16 protein-coding genes and 1 pseudogene are annotated in these 19005 nt (G+C 72.8%); 10 read left to right on the top strand and 7 right to left on the bottom strand.

Features of this window, described 5'->3' with window-relative positions; translation table 11 throughout:
• The first annotated feature begins 140 nt into the window (after positions 1-140).
• Together QUE47_RS16650 and QUE47_RS05770 are read left to right on the top strand one after the other, a co-directional pair.
• A pseudogene (locus QUE47_RS16650) lies at positions 141-1378 on the top strand (AGE family epimerase/isomerase).
• Positions 1378-2310 (top strand): carbohydrate kinase family protein, encoded by a 933-nt coding sequence (locus QUE47_RS05770; protein WP_286218963.1) that lies wholly within the window; start codon positions 1378-1380, stop codon positions 2308-2310. Before QUE47_RS16650 ends, QUE47_RS05770 begins: the two are co-directional and overlap by 1 nt.
• A gap of 104 nt (positions 2311-2414) precedes the next feature.
• On the opposite strand, the gene QUE47_RS05765 is transcribed toward QUE47_RS05770, so the two are convergent.
• The 3 genes from QUE47_RS05765 to QUE47_RS05755 form a co-directional block, all read right to left on the bottom strand.
• The gene (locus tag QUE47_RS05765; RefSeq protein ID WP_286218962.1) at positions 2415-2786 is read right to left on the bottom strand and encodes an LURP-one-related family protein; all 372 of its coding nucleotides are present in this window, start codon (positions 2784-2786) and stop codon (positions 2415-2417) included.
• 144 nt (positions 2787-2930) lie between these two features.
• On the bottom strand, positions 2931-3569 hold the full coding sequence (locus QUE47_RS05760; RefSeq protein WP_286218961.1) for a hypothetical protein: 639 nt from the start codon (positions 3567-3569) through the stop codon (positions 2931-2933).
• A 450-nt stretch (positions 3570-4019) separates the two neighbouring features.
• Positions 4020-5282, bottom strand: coding sequence for a CotH kinase family protein (locus tag QUE47_RS05755; RefSeq protein WP_286218960.1), 1263 nt, complete (start codon positions 5280-5282; stop codon positions 4020-4022).
• A gap of 133 nt (positions 5283-5415) precedes the next feature.
• Here QUE47_RS05755 and QUE47_RS05750 point away from each other — a divergent pair, with 133 nt between their 5' ends.
• The 3 genes from QUE47_RS05750 to QUE47_RS05740 all read left to right on the top strand — a co-directional run bounded on the left by QUE47_RS05750 (position 5416) and on the right by QUE47_RS05740 (position 9689).
• A complete protein-coding gene (locus QUE47_RS05750) occupies positions 5416-7722 on the top strand; it encodes an exo-beta-d-1,3/1,6-glucosidase (RefSeq protein ID WP_286218959.1) in 2307 nt (768 codons plus the stop codon).
• Positions 7723-7851: 129 nt separating this feature from the next.
• On the top strand, positions 7852-8595 hold the full coding sequence (locus tag QUE47_RS05745) for a hypothetical protein (RefSeq protein WP_286218958.1): 744 nt from the start codon (positions 7852-7854) through the stop codon (positions 8593-8595).
• Positions 8592-9689 (top strand): outer membrane protein assembly factor BamB family protein, encoded by a 1098-nt coding sequence (locus QUE47_RS05740; protein ID WP_286218957.1) that lies wholly within the window; start codon positions 8592-8594, stop codon positions 9687-9689. The genes QUE47_RS05745 and QUE47_RS05740 overlap by 4 nt, the downstream gene beginning before the upstream one ends.
• A 44-nt stretch (positions 9690-9733) precedes the next feature.
• Here the strand turns inward: QUE47_RS05740 and QUE47_RS05735 are convergent, their stop codons facing one another.
• Both QUE47_RS05735 and QUE47_RS05730 read right to left on the bottom strand, forming a co-directional pair.
• Complete coding sequence (locus QUE47_RS05735; protein WP_286218956.1) at positions 9734-10633, bottom strand: phosphatase PAP2 family protein; 900 nt, start codon at positions 10631-10633, stop codon at positions 9734-9736.
• 79 nt (positions 10634-10712) lie between these two features.
• Entirely contained in the window at positions 10713-12359 is a 1647-nt protein-coding gene (locus QUE47_RS05730; protein WP_286218955.1) for an NYN domain-containing protein, read from the bottom strand.
• Positions 12360-12535: 176 nt separating this feature from the next.
• On the opposite strand from QUE47_RS05730, the gene QUE47_RS05725 reads away from it, so the two are divergent.
• A complete protein-coding gene (locus tag QUE47_RS05725; protein WP_286218954.1) occupies positions 12536-13171 on the top strand; it encodes a YitT family protein in 636 nt (211 codons plus the stop codon).
• A gap of 32 nt (positions 13172-13203) precedes the next feature.
• Here the strand turns inward: QUE47_RS05725 and QUE47_RS05720 are convergent, their stop codons facing one another.
• Positions 13204-14190 (bottom strand): phosphotransferase family protein, encoded by a 987-nt coding sequence (locus tag QUE47_RS05720; protein WP_286218953.1) that lies wholly within the window; start codon positions 14188-14190, stop codon positions 13204-13206.
• A 176-nt stretch (positions 14191-14366) separates the two neighbouring features.
• Between QUE47_RS05720 and arsB the strand changes: the two genes are divergently transcribed.
• The 3 genes from arsB to QUE47_RS05705 all read left to right on the top strand — a co-directional run bounded on the left by arsB (position 14367) and on the right by QUE47_RS05705 (position 17104).
• Positions 14367-15524, top strand: coding sequence for an ACR3 family arsenite efflux transporter (gene arsB / locus QUE47_RS05715; protein WP_286218951.1), 1158 nt, complete (start codon positions 14367-14369; stop codon positions 15522-15524).
• A complete protein-coding gene (locus tag QUE47_RS05710) occupies positions 15521-16591 on the top strand; it encodes a metalloregulator ArsR/SmtB family transcription factor (protein WP_286218950.1) in 1071 nt (356 codons plus the stop codon). Before arsB ends, QUE47_RS05710 begins: the two co-directional genes overlap by 4 nt.
• Before the next feature lie 81 nt (positions 16592-16672).
• Positions 16673-17104 (top strand): arsenate reductase ArsC, encoded by a 432-nt coding sequence (locus tag QUE47_RS05705; RefSeq protein ID WP_286218949.1) that lies wholly within the window; start codon positions 16673-16675, stop codon positions 17102-17104.
• Positions 17105-17191: 87 nt separating this feature from the next.
• Here the strand turns inward: QUE47_RS05705 and QUE47_RS05700 are convergent, their stop codons facing one another.
• Positions 17192-17695 carry an FBP domain-containing protein gene (locus QUE47_RS05700; protein WP_286218948.1) on the bottom strand — a complete coding sequence of 168 codons (504 nt, stop codon included), beginning with the start codon at positions 17693-17695 and terminating at the stop codon, positions 17192-17194.
• A 508-nt stretch (positions 17696-18203) separates the two neighbouring features.
• Between QUE47_RS05700 and QUE47_RS05695 the strand changes: the two genes are divergently transcribed.
• A complete protein-coding gene (locus tag QUE47_RS05695; protein ID WP_286218947.1) occupies positions 18204-18998 on the top strand; it encodes a hypothetical protein in 795 nt (264 codons plus the stop codon).
• The last annotated feature ends 7 nt before the right edge of the window (positions 18999-19005 follow it).

Genomic DNA, 19005 nt, shown 5'->3' with positions numbered 1-19005 from the left:
CATGTATGCTGGGCGGCAGGCGTCCCGACGCCTGACGCTGTCGTCGATCCCGATGTGAGGCATCCGTGAGCACCGAGACGCACCCGACCACGCCGTCCGCCGACGGCTCCGGACCGGGACCTGTAGCCGAAGCAGGAGCGATGGAGCCCTGGCCCGCGAGCCCCGAGCACCGCGCCTGGCTCGTCGCCGAGCGTGGGCGCCTCCTCGCGTTCGGGCGGCGGACGGCGCTGCCCGCCGGGGGCGCGGTCTGGCTCGACGACCACGGCGCGCCCGACCTGAGCCGCGGCGTCCAGACCTGGATCACGGCGCGCACCGTCCACACGTACGGCCTGGGCGCGATGCTCGGCGTGCCCGGCAGCGCGCCGATCGCTCGCGGTGCCCTCGCCGGCCTGACCGGGATCCTGCGCGACACGGAGCACGGTGGCTGGTTCGGTCAGGTCGAGCCTGACGGGACACCTGTCGACACCTCGAAGCAGGCCTACCAGCACGCGTTCGTCATGCTCGCCGCCTCGACGGCGACGGCCGCCGGGTTCCCGGGGGTCGCGAGCTGCTCGACGACGCGACCGCGACGTTCCTGGCGAAGTTCTGGGACGACGCGGCGGGGATGAGCGTCGACGCCTGGGACCGCACCTTCACCGATCTCGACGGGTACCGGGGCGTCAACGGCAACATGCACACCGTCGAGGCGATGCTCGCCGTCGGCGACGTGACCGGCGACGCGGCGTGGCACGCTCGCGCGCTGCGCATCGCGCGCCGCGTCATCGGCGCTGCGGAGGCTCATGGCTGGCGCATCCCCGAGCACTTCGACGCCACCTGGACGCCCGATCTCGACCTCAATCGCGACCGTCCGGACGACCCGTTCAAGCCGTTCGGGGCCACGCCGGGTCACGGGTTCGAGTGGTCGCGGCTGCTGCTGCACCTCGAGGCGAGCTCCCACGTCAGCGACGTCGAGGGCCTGCTGCCCGCCGCCCGGGCGCTGTTCGACCGCGCGACGCGCGACGGCTGGGCGGTCGACGGGGCCGACGGCTTCGTCTACACGACCGACTGGGCAGGCGCTCCCGTGGTGCGCGACCGCATGCACTGGGTCCCCGCCGAGGCCGCCGCGGCGGCGGCCGTCCTGCACGCCCGCACCGGTGACGCCGGGTACGCGGCCCTGTACGCCACGTGGTGGGACTACATCGCGGAGTCCGTCGTCGACGTCGAGCACGGGTCGTGGCACCACCAGCTCGACGCGAGCAACACGCCGATCGACACCGTCTGGCCGGGCAAGGCGGATCTGTATCACGCGGTCCAGTCCACGCTGCTGCCGACGGCGCCGATCGCACCTGGACTCGCGGTCGCGGCGCGCGACGGCATGATCCCGACGGGCTCCCGCTGATGCGCGCCGCCCGTCCCGAGGGTCCGCGGGTCGTCGTCGTCGGCGAGGCGCTCGTCGACGTCGTCCACCGGGCCGACGGTTCGGTCGAGGAGCTCCCCGGCGGGAGCCCGGCGAACGTCGCGATCACGCTCGGTCGCCTCGACCGGGCGCCGGTGCTCGTCACGTGCCTGGGCGAGGACTCGCGTGGTGCCCGCGTGCGCGGCTGGCTCGAGGCGTCGGACGTCGACGTACGCGTCTCGCCGATCGACCGCACTGCCACGGCGCTCGCGCGCCTCGACGCGAGCGGCGCCGCGACGTACGAGTTCGACCTCGGCTGGGAGCTCGTGCCGGACGCCGTCCCGGCGGGCGACGTGCTCCACGTCGGGTCCATCGGGGCTCTCCTCGAACCCGGGGGCGCCGCGGTGCGCGACGCCGTCCGCCGAGCCGCCGAAACCGGTCATGGCCTGGTGACGTACGACCCGAACGCGCGTCCCAGCATCACTCGCGACCGCGACGGCGCCCGCGCGAAGGTCGAGCAGATCGTCGCCGACGCCGACGTCGTGAAGGTCAGCGACGAGGACCTCGCGTGGTTCTACCCCGACGTCGATCACTTCGAGTCCGCGGCCGCCTGGTCGACGGCCGGCCCGGCGCTCGTCGTCGTCACAGCCGGCGGCGAGGGGTCCGTCGCGTTCCGTGACGGCGCCCGCATCGCGCAGGTGCCCGTGCCGCGCGTCGAGGTCGTCGACACCGTCGGCGCGGGGGACACCTACATGGGTGGCCTCATCGACGGCCTGCTGTCCCTCGGCCTCGACTCCGGGGCGGCCGTGGCGGCGGCGTCGAGCGCGCAGATCGAGTCGGTCTGCGCGCACGCCGCGCGCGCCGCGGCCGTCACCGTGTCGCGTCCCGGCGCCGACCCGCCGCGTCGCGACGAGCTGGGACGCCCGCAGGGCTGACGCTCAGTCGCGCTCGACCCAGCGGTCGACGGCCCACATGAGAGCGAGCGCGAAACCGGGGTTCGTGCCCGGGGCGACGTCCACCGTGTACTTGTCGCGGACGGTCACCCACTTCTGGGTGATCTCGACGATCCGCCGACCCCGGAGGAGATCGAGTAGTTCTTCTCGATGAACGAACCCTCGAGCAGCCACGGCTCACCATCGGCGACCTCGAGGGTCATCTTGTCCTTGATGATCGAGAACGCCTTGGCCTTGAGCCACGCGACCTCGGTGCCCTGGGCGTCGATGATCGTGATCTTCTTCGGGATCGCGAGCATCTTGCCGCGCACGGTGTAGATCGTCGCGCCGTCGGCATCCTGGATCTCCGCCTTGGGGCGGACGCCGACCTTCCCGTCGACGAAGAACATCTGCTCCTCGGTCTCGGGGTGGAGCGCCGCGAAGTCACGGCCCATGCCGAACTTGCTCTTGACGAGCATGCGGGTCCAGCCTTCGGGGGCGGGGGCATAGCCATGGTTCCTCCTGGAGTCGGCGACGCCGGGGATCCCGCTGCGCCGCAAGTCGAACGTGCGCCAAGGGTACTCAGATAGGCGCCGTCGGCGCGGAGGCAGCGGTGCTCGGGCTCAGGCGGCGGGGACCTCGTGGACCCACCGGCCGGCGTCCGGCACGAAGCCGACCCGGCGCAGGTACTCCTGCGCCCCGTCCGGCGGGGACTCGACGACCACGCGCGTGAACCCCGCGCGGCGGAACACCCCGCTGTCGCTGTAGACGAACTCGCCGGGCGTGAAGTCGCGGAACCGCGGCGAGACCCAGTCGAGCTCGACCACGGCCTCGCCGCCACCCGCGTCGCGGGCGATCACCGCGCCCACCGTCTCGTCGCCGCGGACGACGAGGAACGCCGAGCGTGACGGGGACCCGACCGGGGCCTCGGCGACGAAGTCGGGCTGGACGTGAGCGATGTCTGCGGCGTGCACGTGCAGGACGTGCTGGAGGTAGGCGTCGTCAGACGCGACCTCCACAACTGCGTACACCGCCGAGTCGTGCGCCTCCCGGTGGAGCCGCCAGAGCCAGTAGACGTCGATGATGGTGATCGCACCGTTCATCACGGCGAAGGGCCAGATGCCGATGGCCGCGTTGTAGGCGGTCGCGAGCAGCGCCCCCGCGAAGTTCATCCAGCGGAAGCGCAGCACCCGGGCCTGCATGAGCGACAGCACCACGAGGATCGAGCCGACCCATCCGATCGTCTCCAGCAGCGCCGTCATACGTCGGACGATGCCACGGCCGTGCCTGGACCGCCCCCAGGTCGGCGGGTCGGTGGGTCGGTGGGTCCGGACCGGACCGAGGTCGCCGGACGACGTGAGTGCGGGCGTCCGCAGGCGATAGGCCGCCGCGACTCGCCCGCACTCGGGGGAGAGGTCAGGCGAGGGCTGCCCGGATCGCCTCCGCGTCGGCCTCGATGGTCGCGGTGTCGACGAGGTCGGCCGCCTCGTCCTCGAGCACGGACGCCCAGGCGTCGATGGTCTCCTCCGCGGCACCCGAGTCGATCAGGGTCTCCTGGAGATCGGCCCCGGCCTGCTCGTAGAGCGCAGCGAAGTCGTCGTCGGCGAGGAAGCGCTCGACGAGGATGTTCGAACCCTGCGCTCCCGCACCGCCCGCTCCGGCTCCACCGCCCGGTCCGGCGGCTCCGGCCGCAGCTCCGGCGGCACCGTCAGCTACGGCTGCATCGCCTGCGGGGGCAGGTCCGGCTGTGCACCGGCATCGGCATCGGCATCGGCAGCGTCTGTGGACGTGGCCGTGCCCGCTTGAGCGCCGCCGCCAGCGCCGGCCTCCGCGTCGGCCGGGTCCCGATCGGTCCCGCCCTGGCCCGGGCCGCCGGCCGGACGCTCGCCGCCAGCGCCGCCAGCGCCGCCAGCGCCACCGGCCGCACCCGGCCCGGCCTGGCCGTCGAACGCCCGGTTCAGGTCCCAGTTGACGACCGTCATGATGCCGGTCTCCTCGTCGTATCGCAGGTACGAGTTGTTCCCGGGCCCGTCGATGTCGTCCGCGTTGCCGACGAGGTCCTGGAACGCCAGGTAGGTCGCGAACGCGTCGACGTCGAGGTGCTCGTCGAGCTCGGCGGCGAAGGTCTCGTCGTCCGACTCGTTCACGAACTCGAGGAAGTCCATGAGCGGGACGAGGTCGTCCTCGCCGGCCTCCTGGTCGAAGATCTCGTCGTAGGACGCCGGGTCGTCGCCCCGGTAGGAGTAGTCGCCGCCCGTCTCGGCCTTGTAGAGGAGCCCGTCCGTCGCGAACTGTTCCGCGTCCCAGGTGTCGCTCGGGTTCTGCACGAGCAGCCGCAGCTCCTCGTCCGACCCGTTCACGCTGAAGCGGGCGGACGACGTCTCCTCGGTCGCGAGGCCCGTCTGGTCGAGCAGGTCGAGGGCCACGGTCTCGTTGAGCGAGGTCTCCCAGTCGCTGGAGCGCACCACGATCTCGGTCTCGCCGTCGTAGTTCTGGTCGTCGACGAACTTGTCGGTGCGGATGATCCACGGGAGCGTCGCCGGGTCGGTGTCGGAGGTCGTGCCGCGCAGGCTCGAGTTGCCCTTGAGCTTGAGGCCCACGTTCTCGAGCGTGGTGCCGTCGATCGTGACGGTGGCGCTGACCCACTCCTTCTCGCCGGTCTCGACGTAGGTGTCGATCGCGGTCGCGAGGTCCTCCTCGGCCACGTCGAGGGAGATGTCGTGGACGGTGCTCTGGTCCCAGACGGTCGAGGTCGGGGTGCCGTCCGCGGTGTCGGTGTCGCTGCCGCTGTCCGTGGAGGTAGCGCCGGCGCTGTCGCTCGTGCCCGTCCCGGCGGCGCTGTCGAGGGCGCAACCGGTGAGCGCGCCGACCGTGAGAGCGGCCCCGAGCCCGAGGGTGAACGTGCGCCGGCGCCGGGCCTTCCGCGCCGGCGAGTCGGTGGATGTGTGGATGCTGGTCTCTGGGTTCGTCGTCATGTCATCCATTGGGCCAGCGGTACGGATGTCAGCGCTGAGGCGATGCTGAGCACGCGCTGTGCGTCCCGCTGCCGCGCCGGACTACCCTGGGCGGAAGCGCTCCCACACCGCCACTCGATCAAGGACGACCTCGATGAGCACCGCACTGCCCTACCTCGACCCGACGCTCTCCTCCGTCGAGCGCGTCGCCGACCTCCTCGGCCGCATGACGCGCGAGGAGAAGGTCGGTCAGATGATGCAGCTGTGCGCCGAGCACGACGTCGAGCACCAGATCACGCGGCAGTTCGTCGGGTCGATCCTGCACACCTCGCCGCAGCGCATGGTCGAGGCGCACGCGCTGGTGGCGCGCACGCGCCTGCAGATCCCGCTGCTGGTCGGCGAGGACTGCATCCACGGCCACTCGTTCTTCAAGGGCGCGACGATCTACCCGACGCAGCTCGGCATGGCGGCGACGTGGGACGCGGAGCTGGTCGAGCGGGTCGCTCGCGCCACGGCCGTCGAGGTGTCGGCGACCGGCAACCACTGGACCTTCTCGCCGGTCCTGTGCATCGCCCGTGACCTGCGCTGGGGTCGGGTCAGCGAGACCTTCGGCGAGGACCCGTTCCTCATCGGCGAGCTCGCCTCTGCGATGGTGCGCGGCTACCAGGGCGACGGCCTCGGTGACTCGACCGCGATCCTCGCGACCGCGAAGCACTTCGCCGGCTACTCGGAGACCCAGGGCGGTCGCGACGCCAGCGAGGCGGACATCTCGCGCCGCAAGCTGCGCTCGTGGTTCCTGCCGCCGTTCGAGCGCGTCGCCCGCGAGGGCTGCCGTACGTTCATGCTCGGCTACCAGTCGATGGACGGCGTCCCGGTGACGATCAACGACTGGCTGCTCAACGACGTCCTGCGCGGCGAGTGGGGATACACCGGCACGCTCATCACCGACTGGGACAACGTCGGCCGCATGGTCTGGGAGCAGAAGATCCAGCCCGACCACACCCACGCCGCCGCGGCCGCGGTCCGTGCCGGCAACGACATGGTCATGACGACCCCGCAGTTCTTCGACGGCGCCCTCGACGCGCTCGACAAGGGCATGATCACCGAGGCCGACCTCGACCCTGCCGTCACGCGGATCCTCGCCCTCAAGTTCGAGCTCGGCCTCTTCGAGGACCCGCGCCTGCCCGACGAGGCGCGCCAGGCCGAGATCATCGGCTCCGCGCCGCACGCCGAGCTGAACCTCGAGGTCGCGCGCCGCTCCGTCGTGCTCCTGGAGAACGACGGGACCCTCCCGCTCGCGGGCGGGTTCGTGGCGGACGCCGAGGGCCGGGCCGGGACGGCGGACGGCGGTGCTCCGGTCGCCCGTCGCGTCGCCGTGGTCGGGCCCAACGCGGACGACGCCGACACCCAGCACGGCGACTGGTCGGGCAACTCCGGCCAGGCGAGCTGGATGCCCGAGGGGCACCCGCGGGAGATGACGCAGACGGTCCTCGACGGGTTCCGCGACCACGTGCCGGCGGGGTGGACCGTGACGCACGCGCGCGGTGCCGACATCCTCACCGTGGGCACGGACCCGGAGGGCGAGTTCTTCCCGGACGGTCAGCCGCGTCCCCAGGTCGTCGTCCCGACCGAGCCGGACGAGGCGATGATCGCGGAGGCCGTCGCCGCCGCGCAGGACGCCGACTACGTCGTCGCCGTCGTGGGCGACCGCATCGAGCTCGTCGGCGAGGGTCGCTCGACCGCGACGCTCGACCTCGTCGGCGGCCAGGTGGCGCTGCTCGACGCGCTCGCCGCGACGGGCACGCCGATGGTGGTGGTCGTCATCGCGTCGAAGCCGCTGATCCTCCCGCCCTCGGCGCGGGACGCCGCGGCGGTCGTGTGGGCGGCGAACCCCGGGATGCGGGGTGGGCGCGCGATCGCGGAGGTGCTGCTCGGCCTCGTCGAGCCGTCGGGTCGCCTGCCGATCTCGTTCGCGGAGCACGTCGGGCAGCTCCCCGTCTTCTACAACCAGCTCCCGGGTCAGCACGGCACCCGGTACGCCGACCTCACGCAGCGCGTGCCGTACGCGTTCGGGGAGGGCCTGAGCTACACGACCGTCGAGTACGCGGACCTGGAGGTCCTGACGCCCGAGGTCACGCCGGCGGATCCTGCTGCGAACCTCGTGCGGGCGCGGGTGACCGTGCGGAACACCGGTGACCGTCCCGTCCGCGAGACCGTCCAGGTCTACGTGCGCGACGTCGTCAGCTCCGTGACGTGGGCCGAGAAGGAGCTCAAGACGTACCGCCAGGTCGACGTGGCGCCGGGCGGGTCCGTGGTCGTCGAGATCGAGCTTCCCGTCACCGACTGCACGCTGGTCGACGCTGCCGGACGCCGCGTGGTCGAGCCGGGCGCGTTCGAGCTGCTGGTCGGGCCGTCGTCGCGCGACGAGGTACTGCTGAGCGCGGGCTTCACCGTCGTCTGAGCCGTCTGAGCCGTCTGAGCCGTCTGAGCCGTCTGAGCCGTCTGAGTGTCCGGAGTGAGCTGTCCTCCGGGACGAGTCTCACCCGCTCCCGCACATGTGAGCCAGATCACAGAGCGCTAGGGTCGAAGCATGCCCCTGCGACGGCGTGGTCGGGGCGCGGACCGGCCTGTGATCTTCGACCTCGTCGAGGTCGAAGGGGACGAGCCTGAGCCTGAAACCCTGGTCGCGGGTGGGCCGCTCGGTGGGGCCGGCACCGCGACCGGCACCGCGACCGGTACACCGACAGGCAGCGGGACGACCGACACGACCGCGACCGACACGCGCACGGGTGGTCGCCAGAGTCTCTGGTCCGTCGGGTTCGGTGACGACGACGCACGGCACGACGCACGGCACGACTCACGGCAGGACCCACGGCGTGGCTCACGGCACGACCCACGAGACGGCTCGAGACCGAGCACCGCGGACGACACCGGCCGCCACTCGGGCCGCGAGGACGACCCGGTCTCGGCCGAGGAGCCGTCGGCCGGAGCGCGGCCCGAGACCGCCGCCCACCGCCTGGCGGTCCGCGTCGGGGCGCCCGTGGGCGCCGCCCTCGTGCTCGCGGGTGGCCTGGGCTTCGCCGTGGCGGGGCTGCACGACGATGCGGCTGCGCAGGCCTCGTTCCTGTCCCCGCGGGGCGTGGTCGCGCCGGTGCCGGGCGAGCCGGTGCCGACCTGGGAGCTCGACGTGGTGCGGGGCGCCGGGTACGTCGCCCGCTGGGGCGACGTCGTGGTGGTCGACGAGATCGTCGGCGGCCTGCAGGCGATCGATCCGGCCACCGGGGAGTCCCGGTGGACCCTCGACCTGGGGGTCCTGCCGACTGCGGGCAGATGAGCGTGCGCGACCGGTCGACGCCGGACGACGACACGCTGGTGTGCGTCGTCACCACGCAGGACGGTCGCGAGGTGGTCGTCGTCGACGAGACGGGGTCCGTCGTGGGCAGGCGGGCGCTGGAGGACGCGGACGCCACCGTCGCGCCTGCGCGCGACGGCGTCGCGGTGCAGGCCGTGCGCCAGGGCTTGCGTCGGTCCCTGGACGAGGAGGTGCCGTACGGGTGGGTCGGTGACCGGACCGTCGACATCCCGGGCGGTCGGGACCTGCTCGTGACGGTCACGGACGTGGTCTCCGGCGAGACGCGGTGGGAGCAGCAGGTCCCGTTCCGCCTCGGCAACTTCTGGGAGTGCGTGTCCTTCGTCGACGGCGACCCGATCGTCGACATCGACGCGCGCGACGAGGTCGCCGAGCCGGGGCTCGTGGGGATCACCGGCTGCGGGGTGAGCGCCACGTTCAGCGACTCCGGGGTCCGGCTCGACGACCCGGCCGCGGACGACCGGGTGCTCGTGCTCGGCCCGGACAGGTACCTGCGCACGACCCTGAACCAGGGCGACCGGCCGTCGTCCCGCACGTCGTCCGACGTCGTCCTCGACGCCGCGGGCGAGATCGTCTGGCGGGTGCCCGGCGCGTACCTGGTCCCGCGCGCCTCGCTCGAGGCGGACACCGCCACCCGGCTCGTCGCGTCGTCGAAGGGGTTGGCGGCGTATGTCCCCAGCGGTCAGGAGCTCTGGAGGTCCGAGCTCGAGCCCGACGAGGTCCTGGTGCAGGCGGGCGGGACCGCCCTGGTCGCCGTCCGCGACAGGCTGGTGGCGCTCGACCTCGCGACGGGGGAGCAGCTCTGGGAGCAGGAGACCGAGGACCGGTGGACGACGGCGCTGGCCTTCACCGACGGGACCGACGCCGTCCTGTGGTCCCACTCCCAGGGGCACCCCGACGGCGAGCGGACGAGGACCACGGCGGTGGACCTGCGGACGGGTGAGACGGTCTGGACCGTGCACGGCTCGGAGATCCGCGAGGTGGTGCTCCCGGTCGCCGGGCAGCTCGTGCGGTTCGGGGATGCCGGGCTCGGCGGGTTGGGGGCCGCCGGGGTCTGACCCAGGACGGCGGCTCCTGACGTAGAGCTCGCTGCTCCCGGCCGCTACCCGACGGGCCCGTGCTGCAGCGGCCGCGGGTACGCCGTGGACTGGCGCAGCAGGAGCAGGAGGGCGAAGACGACGGCGGTCACGCCGACCACGCCGAGCGCGCCTCCGACGTACGCGGTCACCGTCGGCGTGGCGCCCGCAGGGGCGGCGAGGACCTCCGAGCCGGCCGCGAAGGCGCCCACCAGGGCGGCCGCGCCTCCGACGAGGAGGAGGACGGCGACCGTCCACGAGCCCCCACCGACGGAGCTGCGGCCGAGAGCCGCGGTGTCCCGGTCGAGCCCTGTGCGCGGCGTGAGCGCCAGCACGACGGCACCCCACGCCAGGACGACGAGCAGTGCGGCGACGACGTCGCTCGGGCGGTGCCACTGGCCGACGAGCGTCGAGACCCCGGTGGCCGCCGCGTACCCGCCACCGAGGAGGGCGACGATCGGTCGACCGCCCCGCGGCACCGCGATCAGCAGGGCGACCGCCACCGACGCCGCGACCGTCGTGTGACCGCTCGGGAGGGTGTTGGTCGACTCGCTCCAGCCCCCGACGAGGTCGACGCGGTCGAGGACCGAGTACTTGAGGAGCTGGGTCGTGACGTTCGCGCCGATGACGACCGCCGCGACCTGGACGGCGAGCCCCCAGCGGCGCCGGACGAGCGCGACCACCACGGCGGTGACGATCCCCGCGGCGACGAAGGTGACGGAGACGATGTCGAGGACGGGCTCGGCGAGCTGCCACAGACGGCCCTGCCCGTAGGTGGCGCCGTCGAACGCCGCGGCGTCGAGCAGCTGCCCCTCGGGGGTCCCCACGAAGTACCGCCAGACGAGCCAGACGAGCGCGGCGGCCCCGGTGGCGACGACCGCCGCGACGACGCGCGGCCCATAGCTCGGTCGGGAGGGGTCAGTCATGGTCGCACCGTAGGTCAACCGTGTGCGGGTCCCGCGACGGACCTGGGGAGTTCCGGTCGCGGTGCTGGGCGGGTCCGGGTCACTCGTCCAGGAGTCCGCCGCCCACCCAGGCGCGCAACGCGGACACGTCGCCGGGGGTCAGCTCCATGCGGGCACCGCGGCAGAGGCCCACGACGTTCTCCGCGAACGCGTCGGCGAGCCCCGCGGCGGTCGAGTCCGGGCCGAGGTCCGCCCCGGAGTAGAGGATCCCGGAGATGACGAAGTTCACGGTGGAGCGGCCCACGGGAACGTCGGCGTCCTGGCAGGTGGCGCGGACCCGGCGCGAGGTCGAGGCGCGCTCGAAGGGGTGCTGCCGGACGTCGTCCGCCAGCGTGGTCAGCAGCGCCGCGTAGTTCTCGGGGCTGAGGCCGGGGACGTCGGTGACGTTGACGACCTGCCGCTGCAGGGCGCTGGGATCGGTGTCGGCGACGGCGCCCGGGACGTCGGCGGCGCCGAAGCGGTTCTTGTCCCAGACGTGGCCCGGCGGGCGCTGCGAGACACCGAGCTCCGGGACCTCCTGGGCGACCCACGCGGCGAACCCGCCGGTGCCGCCCCAGCCGTCGTCGGCGACCGAGGGGTCGGCCTTCTGCGCGGCCTGCGCGACCGACCCGAGGGTGAGCGGGCGGTCGGCGGAGAGCACGCGCTTGAGCACGGCGCGGCGGGCGGCGCGGCTCAGGGGCTCGGCCGGCGGCGTCGCCGGGCCGGCGGAGCGGCGCTCGGGCTGAGCCTCACCGGTCTCGGAGGCCTCACCGGTCTCGGTGGGGGCGTCAGGCTCGGCCGCGGCCGGGAGGGTCACCTCGGCGGCGCGCTGCTCGCGGGTCGCGGACCGGCGCCCGCGCGTCGCCCCGGACTTCGTCCCGCTCGCCGCGCCCTTGCCGGTCTTCGCGGTGCCGCTCGTCGCGGCCTCAGCTGCAACCTCGGCGGCCTCGGCGGCGCCGGGGGCCTCCGTGGTCTCAGCGGCCTCGGTGGTGTCGGTGGTGCCGGCGGTCTTGCGCGCGGCGGCAGTCTTGCTGTCGGACGACGTCCCACCCGACCGGCGCCCGCGTCCGCCGCGGGACCGGGACGAGGAGGGCGTGTCGGAGCTCGATCCGCTCGTGCCACCGGACGCCGGGGAGACCTCGGGGACGTCGTCCGACGTGGTGCCCGTGACGAGCTCGGCGAGGTCGTCGGCGGTGATGACGGTGTCGGCGACGGCGCGGTAGGCGCTCGCGGCGGGGCTCGCGGTGATGATGGTGACGCGGCGGTCGTCGGCGCGGCAGCGCAGCGCCAGGGGCGTGAAGTCGGCGTCGGCGGAGACGATGACGATCTCCTCGTACCGGGTCTGCGCGGCGAGGGCGTCGACGGCGTCGAGGACGAGGTTGATGTCGGCGCTCGACTTGCCCTGCTGCGTCAGCGACGGGCAGTCGACGACCTGGAACCCGGCGCGTGTGAAGTTGGGGCGGAACTGCGAGAACACCGAAGGGTTGAGGTAGCAGGAGCGGATCAGGAACCGACGGGTGAAGTCACCGTCGGCGTCCGTGCCGGTCTCGAGCTCGGCGAGCCAGTGGCCCGGGTCGGTCGCGAACGCCTCCGCGGCGGCAGGGTCGAGGCGTCGGAGGCCGATGTAGACGTTGTCGAAGTCGACGAACATCGCGGCCCGCAGGTGGCGGGTCGTCTCGGCGGCCGGGGAAGGGGTGGGGGAAGTCACCTGCTCCATCATCCTCGGTCGCGGGCCCCAGGGCCATCTCGCCCCCTGCGTCGGCGCGCCACCCGCGGCGGAGGGGTGCCCGAAACGCTGCGGACACCCGAGCGTGTGACGATGGGCGCCGCCGTCCGACACCCCTGGACGACGACGCTCCCGCACCTCATCCCGGAGGGAAACCCATGACCGACGCGCGTCGCGCGACCCCCGAGAGCCCGCCCGACGGCGTCAAGCACTCGATCCCCGAGGACGTGCTCGGGATCCTCACCGGAACGTTCGTCGCGTCGCTCGGGCTGTTCCTGCTCAAGTCCGTCGGCGCCGTCACGGGCGGGACGGCGGGCCTCGCCCTGCTCGTCGGGTACGCGGTGGACATCCCCTTCGGCGTGCTGTTCGTGCTGGTCAACCTGCCGTTCTTCCTGCTCGCGATCCGGCGCAAGGGGTGGGACTTCACGCTTCGGACCGGTCTCTGCATCGTCCTGGTGTCGGCGTTCAGCGCCCTGCACCCGCTCGTCTTCGGCGAGCTGCACCTGAACACGGTGTACGGGGTGCTCGCCGGGAACCTGCTCGCGGGCGTCGGGCTGCTGATCCTGTTCCGGCACCGGTCGAGCGTCGGCGGCTTCGGGATCCTCGCGCTCGTGCTCCAGGACACGCTCGGGTGGCGGGCCGGCTACGTGCAGATGGTGCTCGACGGGTGCGTGGTGCTGCTCGCCCTGACGATCGTCCCCGTCGACACCGTGCTGCTCTCGGCGGGCGGGGCCGTGCTGCTCAACCTCGTGCTCGCGCTCAACCATCGCCCCGGGCGGTACACGGGGCACTAAGAGGGCACTGATCGGCGCGGACCGGGGCCCGACTACCTCGAGCGGCCGAGCAGGCTCATGGCGACGTCGAGCTGGTCGCAGGCCCAGCGGTACTTCTCGGGCGGCTGCCCGCGATAGGTGGTCTCCACGAGCATCGTGACGGCGAGCCACAGCGTGTACAGGTGGCGGCGTGTGTGCTCGTGGTCGGAGAGCTCGCCGAGGCCGAAGCCGCGCGCGAAGGGCGCCGGGTCCGGGAAGTCGGGCAGGTCCAGACCCGTGAGACCGGCTTCCATGAGCGGGTCGCCGAACATCGCGCGCTCGTGGTCGATCACGGCGACGATCCGCCCGTCGCGGATCATCGAGTTCTTCGCCCACAGGTCTACCTCGACGAAACGCGGTTCGGTGACCGCTTCGAGCGCGTCGGCGTGCGCGGCCCACGCCTCGCGCACGTCGCCGTACCCCCACCCGAGGTCGACAGCAGCCTTCTCGCCGTCGGTCAGGACGTCCTCGAACCATGCGGTCGCGGCCTCGCGCCAGGTCGCGAACCCTTCGCCCTCGAGCGGCCCGAAGTGCGGCCCGACGATCGCGGCGAGCCGTCGGTTGACCGCGCCGAGGTCCTCGAACCCGGCGGTGACCTCGGCGGTTGAGAGCTCGCCGGCCTCGGCCGCGATGCCGAAGCACGGGGCGTCGATGTGCTCCATGAAGAAGTAGTCGGCACCGATCACCTCGCCGGTCACGTCGACGAAGTCGAGTCGGGGGATCGGGACGTCCGACTCGCGGCGTACGAGGTCCATCGCGGCGAGCTCGTTGCGCATCATGCCGTGCTCGCGCGTCATGAGTGCGACGTCCGCGGGAGGAGCGATCTTGAGCACCACCTGAGTCCCGTCGCGCAGCCGGACCCGGTAGAGGGCGTTGAAGAACCCGTACGAGAGCTCGGTGGCGAAGTCGTCCCCGTCCGGCACCTGCTGCGGGCCGTAGGCGCGCTCGACCATCGCTCGCAAGGTCGTCGTCGACTGGCGGTTCTTGGTGATGCTCTCCATGCAGCGCGCTCCTGCCCCTCGTGCCCACGTGTAGTCGGCACGTCGTGAGGGTAGCGGGCCGCAGGCGGAACTGCTACCGCCCGGTAGGTACCGGTGCGCGGCCCCGGCGAGACCTCGTGCGACCGTCACGCCCCAGGACGCTTGTGCGTTGTATTGATATCTGTCAACATAGACGCATGTCGAATCAACCCTCTCCTGCGACCGCGGACCCGCGTGGCCGGCTCTCGACGCTCGACCGGTGGCTCCCGCTCTGGATCGGCCTGGCGATGGTCGGCGGCGTCCTCCTCGGCCGGTTCGTCCCGGGCGTCTCGGACGTCCTGGCCTCGATGGAGGTCGGCGGGATCTCGATCCCGATCGCGCTCGGCCTGCTCGTGATGATGTACCCGGTGCTCGCGAAGGTGCGCTACGACAAGGTCGCCGCAGTGACGGGCGACAAGAAGCTGCTCGTCTCCTCGCTGGTGCTGAACTGGGTCGTCGGCCCCGCGCTGATGTTCTCCCTCGCCTGGGCGTTCCTGCCCGACCTCCCCGAGTACCGCACCGGCCTGATCATCGTCGGCCTGGCCCGCTGCATCGCCATGGTCGTCATCTGGAACGACCTCGCGTGCGGTGACCGTGAGGCGGCAGCCGTGCTCGTCGCGATCAACTCCGTGTTCCAGGTCGTCGCGTTCTCGCTGCTCGGCTGGTTCTACCTGACGGTCCTGCCCGGCTGGCTGGGTCTCGACACGCAAGGGTTGGACGTGTCGATCGGGCAGATCGCGCTGAACGTCCTGGTGTTCCTCGGGATACCGCTCGTCGCCGGATTCGCGTCGCGCTGGATCGGGGAGCGGGCCAAGGGGCGCGACTGGTACGAGGAGCGGTTCCTCCCGCGCATCGGCCCGTGGGCCCTGTACGGCCTGCTGTTCACGATCGTGCTGCTCTTCGCGCTGCAGGGCGAGGCCGTGACCTCGAACCCGCTCGACGTCGCCCGCATCGCGCTCCCGCTCCTGGTGTACTTCGCCGTCATGTGGGGCATCGGCATCGTCGTGGGCAAGATGCTGGACCTCGGCTACGCGCGGTCCACGACGCTCGCCTTCACCGCCGCGGGCAACAACTTCGAGCTGGCGATCGCCGTCGCGATCGGGACCTTCGGCGCGACGTCCGGCCAGGCGCTGGCCGGCGTCGTCGGCCCGCTCGTCGAGGTCCCCGTGCTCGTCGGCCTCGTCTACGTCTCGCTCTGGCTGGGTCGTCGGTGGTTCCACGTCGACCCGTACGCGACGCCTGTCCCCGCCGACGGGGCCGGTGACGCCGCACGTCCGCACACCGCACCACCCCTCACGGAAGAGGCACGCTCATGAGCACCCCGACCCGGAGCGCGACCGACAGGGCGCCGTCGCCGGCCGCCACCGAGCAGATCGGTGGCGCGGAGGACTGCACGCCGCACCCCGAGTCGCACGCCATCGGGGAGGACGTCGCCGGCACCGTCTCCGCGACCCTGAAGGCCCTCGCCGAACCGCTGCGCCTGCGCATGCTGTCGTTCATCGCGACCGCACCGACGGGCGAGGCCTGCGTCTGCGACCTCGCGGCGCTCACGGACGTCTCCCAGCCCACCGTCTCCCACCACCTCAAGGTGATGCGCGAGGTCGGCCTGCTGACCTCCGAGCGTCGGGGCACCTGGGTCTGGTACCGCATCGATCCCGACTACCGGGGCGCCGTCGCCACGCTGCTCGACGTGTTCGCTCCGGCGGCGCTGTCGGTGACGTCCCGCGCCGAGGCGGACGACGCCGCGCACCACATCACGGGCCTCGCCGACGTGGACGCGTCGCTCGACCGGCTGTCGGAAAGGCTCGCCGCCCGGTTCCCGGAGCTGCCCGAGCCCGCGGTCCGACGGATCGTGCGCGAGTCGTACACCGGGCTGGCGCGCACGGCGAAGATCTCGGCGCACCTCGTCCCCCTCACCGAGCGGTTCGCGCGGCAGAGGCTCGCCGACGCCACGCGCCCTGCCGACGCCCGCCCGCAGGTCCTGTTCCTCTGCGTCGCGAACGCCGGTCGTTCGCAGCTCGCGGCGGCGCTCGTCCACCGGTACGCGGGCGACCGCGTCGTGGTCCGGTCGGCAGGGTCGACGCCTGCCGCCGAGGTCCACGCCGGCGTCCGCCCTGTCCTCGCCGAGCTCGGCGTGGTGGACGACGCGTTCCCCAAGCCGCTGACCGACGACGCCGTGCGTGCGGCGGACGTCGTCGTGTCGATGGGCTGCGGCGACGTGTGCCCCGTCCTGCCGGGCAAGCGCTACGAGGACTGGCTCGTCGGGGACCCGGCGCTGGCCTCGCCCGCGGGCGTCGCAGCGATCCGCGACGAGATCGACGCACGTGTGCGCGCGCTGCTCGCCGACCTCGTCCCCGACCTCGACCTGACCGACGTGTCCTGACCGACCGACCTGACCTGACCGACCGACCTGACCTGACCGACCGACCTGACCGACTGACCCGAACGACCCGGAGGCAACACCATGACCGAGACCACCGCTACGCCGTCCGCCCTGTTCGTCTGCGTGCACAACGCCGGCCGCTCGCAGATGGCCGCCGGATTCCTGCGCGCCCTGTCGGGAGGTGCCGTCGAGGTGCGCTCCGCCGGGTCGATGCCCGCGGACCAGATCAACCCGACCGCCGTCGAGGCGATGCTCGAGGTCGGCATCGACATCCGCGCCGAGGTGCCCAAGGTCCTGACGACCGAGGCGGTCCAGGCCTCGGACGCCGTCATCACCATGGGCTGCGGCGACGCCTGTCCGATCTTCCCCGGCAAGCGGTACGAGGACTGGGCGCTGGCCGACCCGGCCGGTCAGGGCATCGCCGCCGTGCGCCCGATCCGCGACGAGATCCGCGGGCGGGTCCTGACGCTGATCAGCGAGCTCGGCGTCGAGCCGGTCGAGCTCGCCGGCTGAACCGTGCCGCCGCAGGCCGCTGACGTCACGGCGCGCGCGGCCTGACGTGAGCCGGGAGGTGCTCACGCCAGGCCGTGCCCGGCCGGGTCAGCGCGTGCTCAGCACCTCGGCGACGAACTTCGCGGAGCGCTCGCGCAGGCCCGCGACGCGGCGCTCGACGATGAGCTCGGCGGCGACCGGGTCGTTGCCGGCCTCCGTGAAGGTCGGGGTGCGGCGCACGTTCTGCGAGCAGAGGAACTCGGTGCAGATCATCGTGCCGATCGTGTTGCCGCGCCGGCCCGACGCCCCGCCGCGACGGGCGACGTAGAGGCTGACGTCCTCGGTGACGACGACGTCCTCGCACCAGTTGCAGACGGCCTTGCGCCGCCCGCGCAGGCTCGGGTCGCTGGCGCGCAGCAGGACGCCGCGCGGCTCGCCGTCGATCTCGACCACGACGTACGACGACAGCGGGGCCTTGCGGTCGCGCCACCCGAGGTAGTCGAGCGCGGTCCAGTCGAGCGCATCGAGGTCGGGCAGAGTCGCCTGCGCCGCCTCGCGGCGCGAGGCATTGATGAAAGAGCTGCGGATCTGCTTCTCGGTCAGGGGTTCCATGGGTCACGGCTTCCGTCGTCCGGGGCCGCGCGCGTCCGTCGGACGGCGGCGGCAGGGTCCTGGGGGACCCGTGCGCAGGCTGGACGTCGGGACCGGCGTGCCCGACGGCGTCCGGCGCCCTCTCGATGTCCGGTGACGGACAGGGGGCGTGCGGAAGCGGGGCAGATCAGGTCTGGCTCGGGGAGGTCCCGGGACTGTTCAGCGTGCGGCGCGGGCCAGGGCCGACGCCGAGCAGGCCGCGACGGCCGCCCCGCTCCCTGCGCAGCCCGCGCGCGGAAGGGTCCGCGTCGGCTCGCTCGTGGTCCGGGTCGTCATGGTCCTTCGATGCTACGCCGGTCCTGCAGCGGGCGGGTCGGGGCCGGCCACGTGCAGGCGGTGCTGTCGGTGCTGTCGGTGGCGGCCGTCGCTTGTACGGTGTGGGCGGCGACGCGGACCGCTCGACGGCGGTCGCGGCCACCCGGGACCGGCCCGATCCGGCCGGTCCACCCCGCACGAAGACGGAGATCGAATGAGCACCACCGGCACGCGACCCCGTGCGCGACAGGACTCGGAGCAGGGCTCGGGGCACGGTCTGCGGCGCTCGCGACCTGCCCGGGCGGCCGCGTCCCTCGGCATCGCGGTGGTCCTCGGAACGTCCCTGACGGCCTGCGGGCAGGACGAGGACACCAGCGCGGCGCTCGCGACCAACGCCGAGCTCGTCCAGCAGTACGAGCAGCTGCTCGACACGATCGAGCAGGGGTACACCGAGCTCGACGCCCTCCGGCAGAGCCCGGCCGGTCTCCCCGACGACCTCCTCGACCGGATCTCCGAGACGCTGGACAGCACCCAGGACCTGACGGTCGCGCCGGCGCTCGCACCGGTGGACGCGTCGGCGGAGGCGCTGGAGGAGGAGAACTCGCGGATCCAGACGAAGGTCGACGACGCGTCGGCAGTCGCGGACGAGATGGCCGACGAGCTCGGCGAGGCGAGGTCTCCTGAGGCGGCAGCCGCGGCGTACACGGCGGCGCTGGACGACGCGCGCGCGGCGAAGGACGAGGCCCACGCGGTGCTCGACGCCGACGGCTTCACCGTCGAGCACTACGCCACCGACGCCGAGATCGCCCTGCGTGACGCGTCGAACGGCATCGACCAGGACGACCGCGACCTCGCCGCCCACGAGAAGACGTACGCCGACCTCGACCCGGCCACGGCCGACACGGAGGACGTGACGGCGGCCGCGACGGACGCCCAGCGGATCGCGGCGAGCTACCGGGCGCACACCGCCGCGTTCGAGGCGGCGTTCGCGGAGTACGAGGGATCCTGACGGGGCT

The sequence above is a fragment of the Paraoerskovia sediminicola genome (assembly GCF_030296575.1).
Lineage (GTDB): Bacteria > Actinomycetota > Actinomycetes > Actinomycetales > Cellulomonadaceae > Paraoerskovia > Paraoerskovia sediminicola.
Note: the sequence above shows the minus strand (reverse complement) of the source record. Positions and strands in the feature narration are given on the sequence as shown.

Bases quoted from the DNA above. Each gene is read 5' to 3' on its own strand.
- QUE47_RS05765 (WP_286218962.1), bottom strand. From the start codon at position 2,786: ATGCTCGTCAAGAGCAAGTTCGGCATGGGCCGTGACTTCGCGGCGCTC.
- QUE47_RS05770 (WP_286218963.1), top strand. From the start codon at position 1,378: ATGCGCGCCGCCCGTCCCGAGGGTCCGCGGGTCGTCGTCGTCGGCGAG.
- QUE47_RS05725 (WP_286218954.1), top strand. From the start codon at position 12,536: ATGACCGACGCGCGTCGCGCGACCCCCGAGAGCCCGCCCGACGGCGTC.
- arsB (WP_286218951.1), top strand. From the start codon at position 14,367: ATGTCGAATCAACCCTCTCCTGCGACCGCGGACCCGCGTGGCCGGCTC.
- QUE47_RS05700 (WP_286218948.1), bottom strand. From the start codon at position 17,695: ATGGAACCCCTGACCGAGAAGCAGATCCGCAGCTCTTTCATCAATGCC.
- QUE47_RS05695 (WP_286218947.1), top strand. From the start codon at position 18,204: ATGAGCACCACCGGCACGCGACCCCGTGCGCGACAGGACTCGGAGCAG.
- QUE47_RS05705 (WP_286218949.1), top strand. From the start codon at position 16,673: ATGACCGAGACCACCGCTACGCCGTCCGCCCTGTTCGTCTGCGTGCAC.
- QUE47_RS05750 (WP_286218959.1), top strand. From the start codon at position 5,416: ATGAGCACCGCACTGCCCTACCTCGACCCGACGCTCTCCTCCGTCGAG.
- QUE47_RS05740 (WP_286218957.1), top strand. From the start codon at position 8,592: ATGAGCGTGCGCGACCGGTCGACGCCGGACGACGACACGCTGGTGTGC.
- QUE47_RS05735 (WP_286218956.1), bottom strand. From the start codon at position 10,633: ATGACTGACCCCTCCCGACCGAGCTATGGGCCGCGCGTCGTCGCGGCG.
- QUE47_RS05745 (WP_286218958.1), top strand. From the start codon at position 7,852: ATGCCCCTGCGACGGCGTGGTCGGGGCGCGGACCGGCCTGTGATCTTC.
- QUE47_RS05710 (WP_286218950.1), top strand. From the start codon at position 15,521: ATGAGCACCCCGACCCGGAGCGCGACCGACAGGGCGCCGTCGCCGGCC.
- QUE47_RS05760 (WP_286218961.1), bottom strand. From the start codon at position 3,569: ATGACGGCGCTGCTGGAGACGATCGGATGGGTCGGCTCGATCCTCGTG.
- QUE47_RS05720 (WP_286218953.1), bottom strand. From the start codon at position 14,190: ATGGAGAGCATCACCAAGAACCGCCAGTCGACGACGACCTTGCGAGCG.
- QUE47_RS05755 (WP_286218960.1), bottom strand. From the start codon at position 5,282: ATGACGACGAACCCAGAGACCAGCATCCACACATCCACCGACTCGCCG.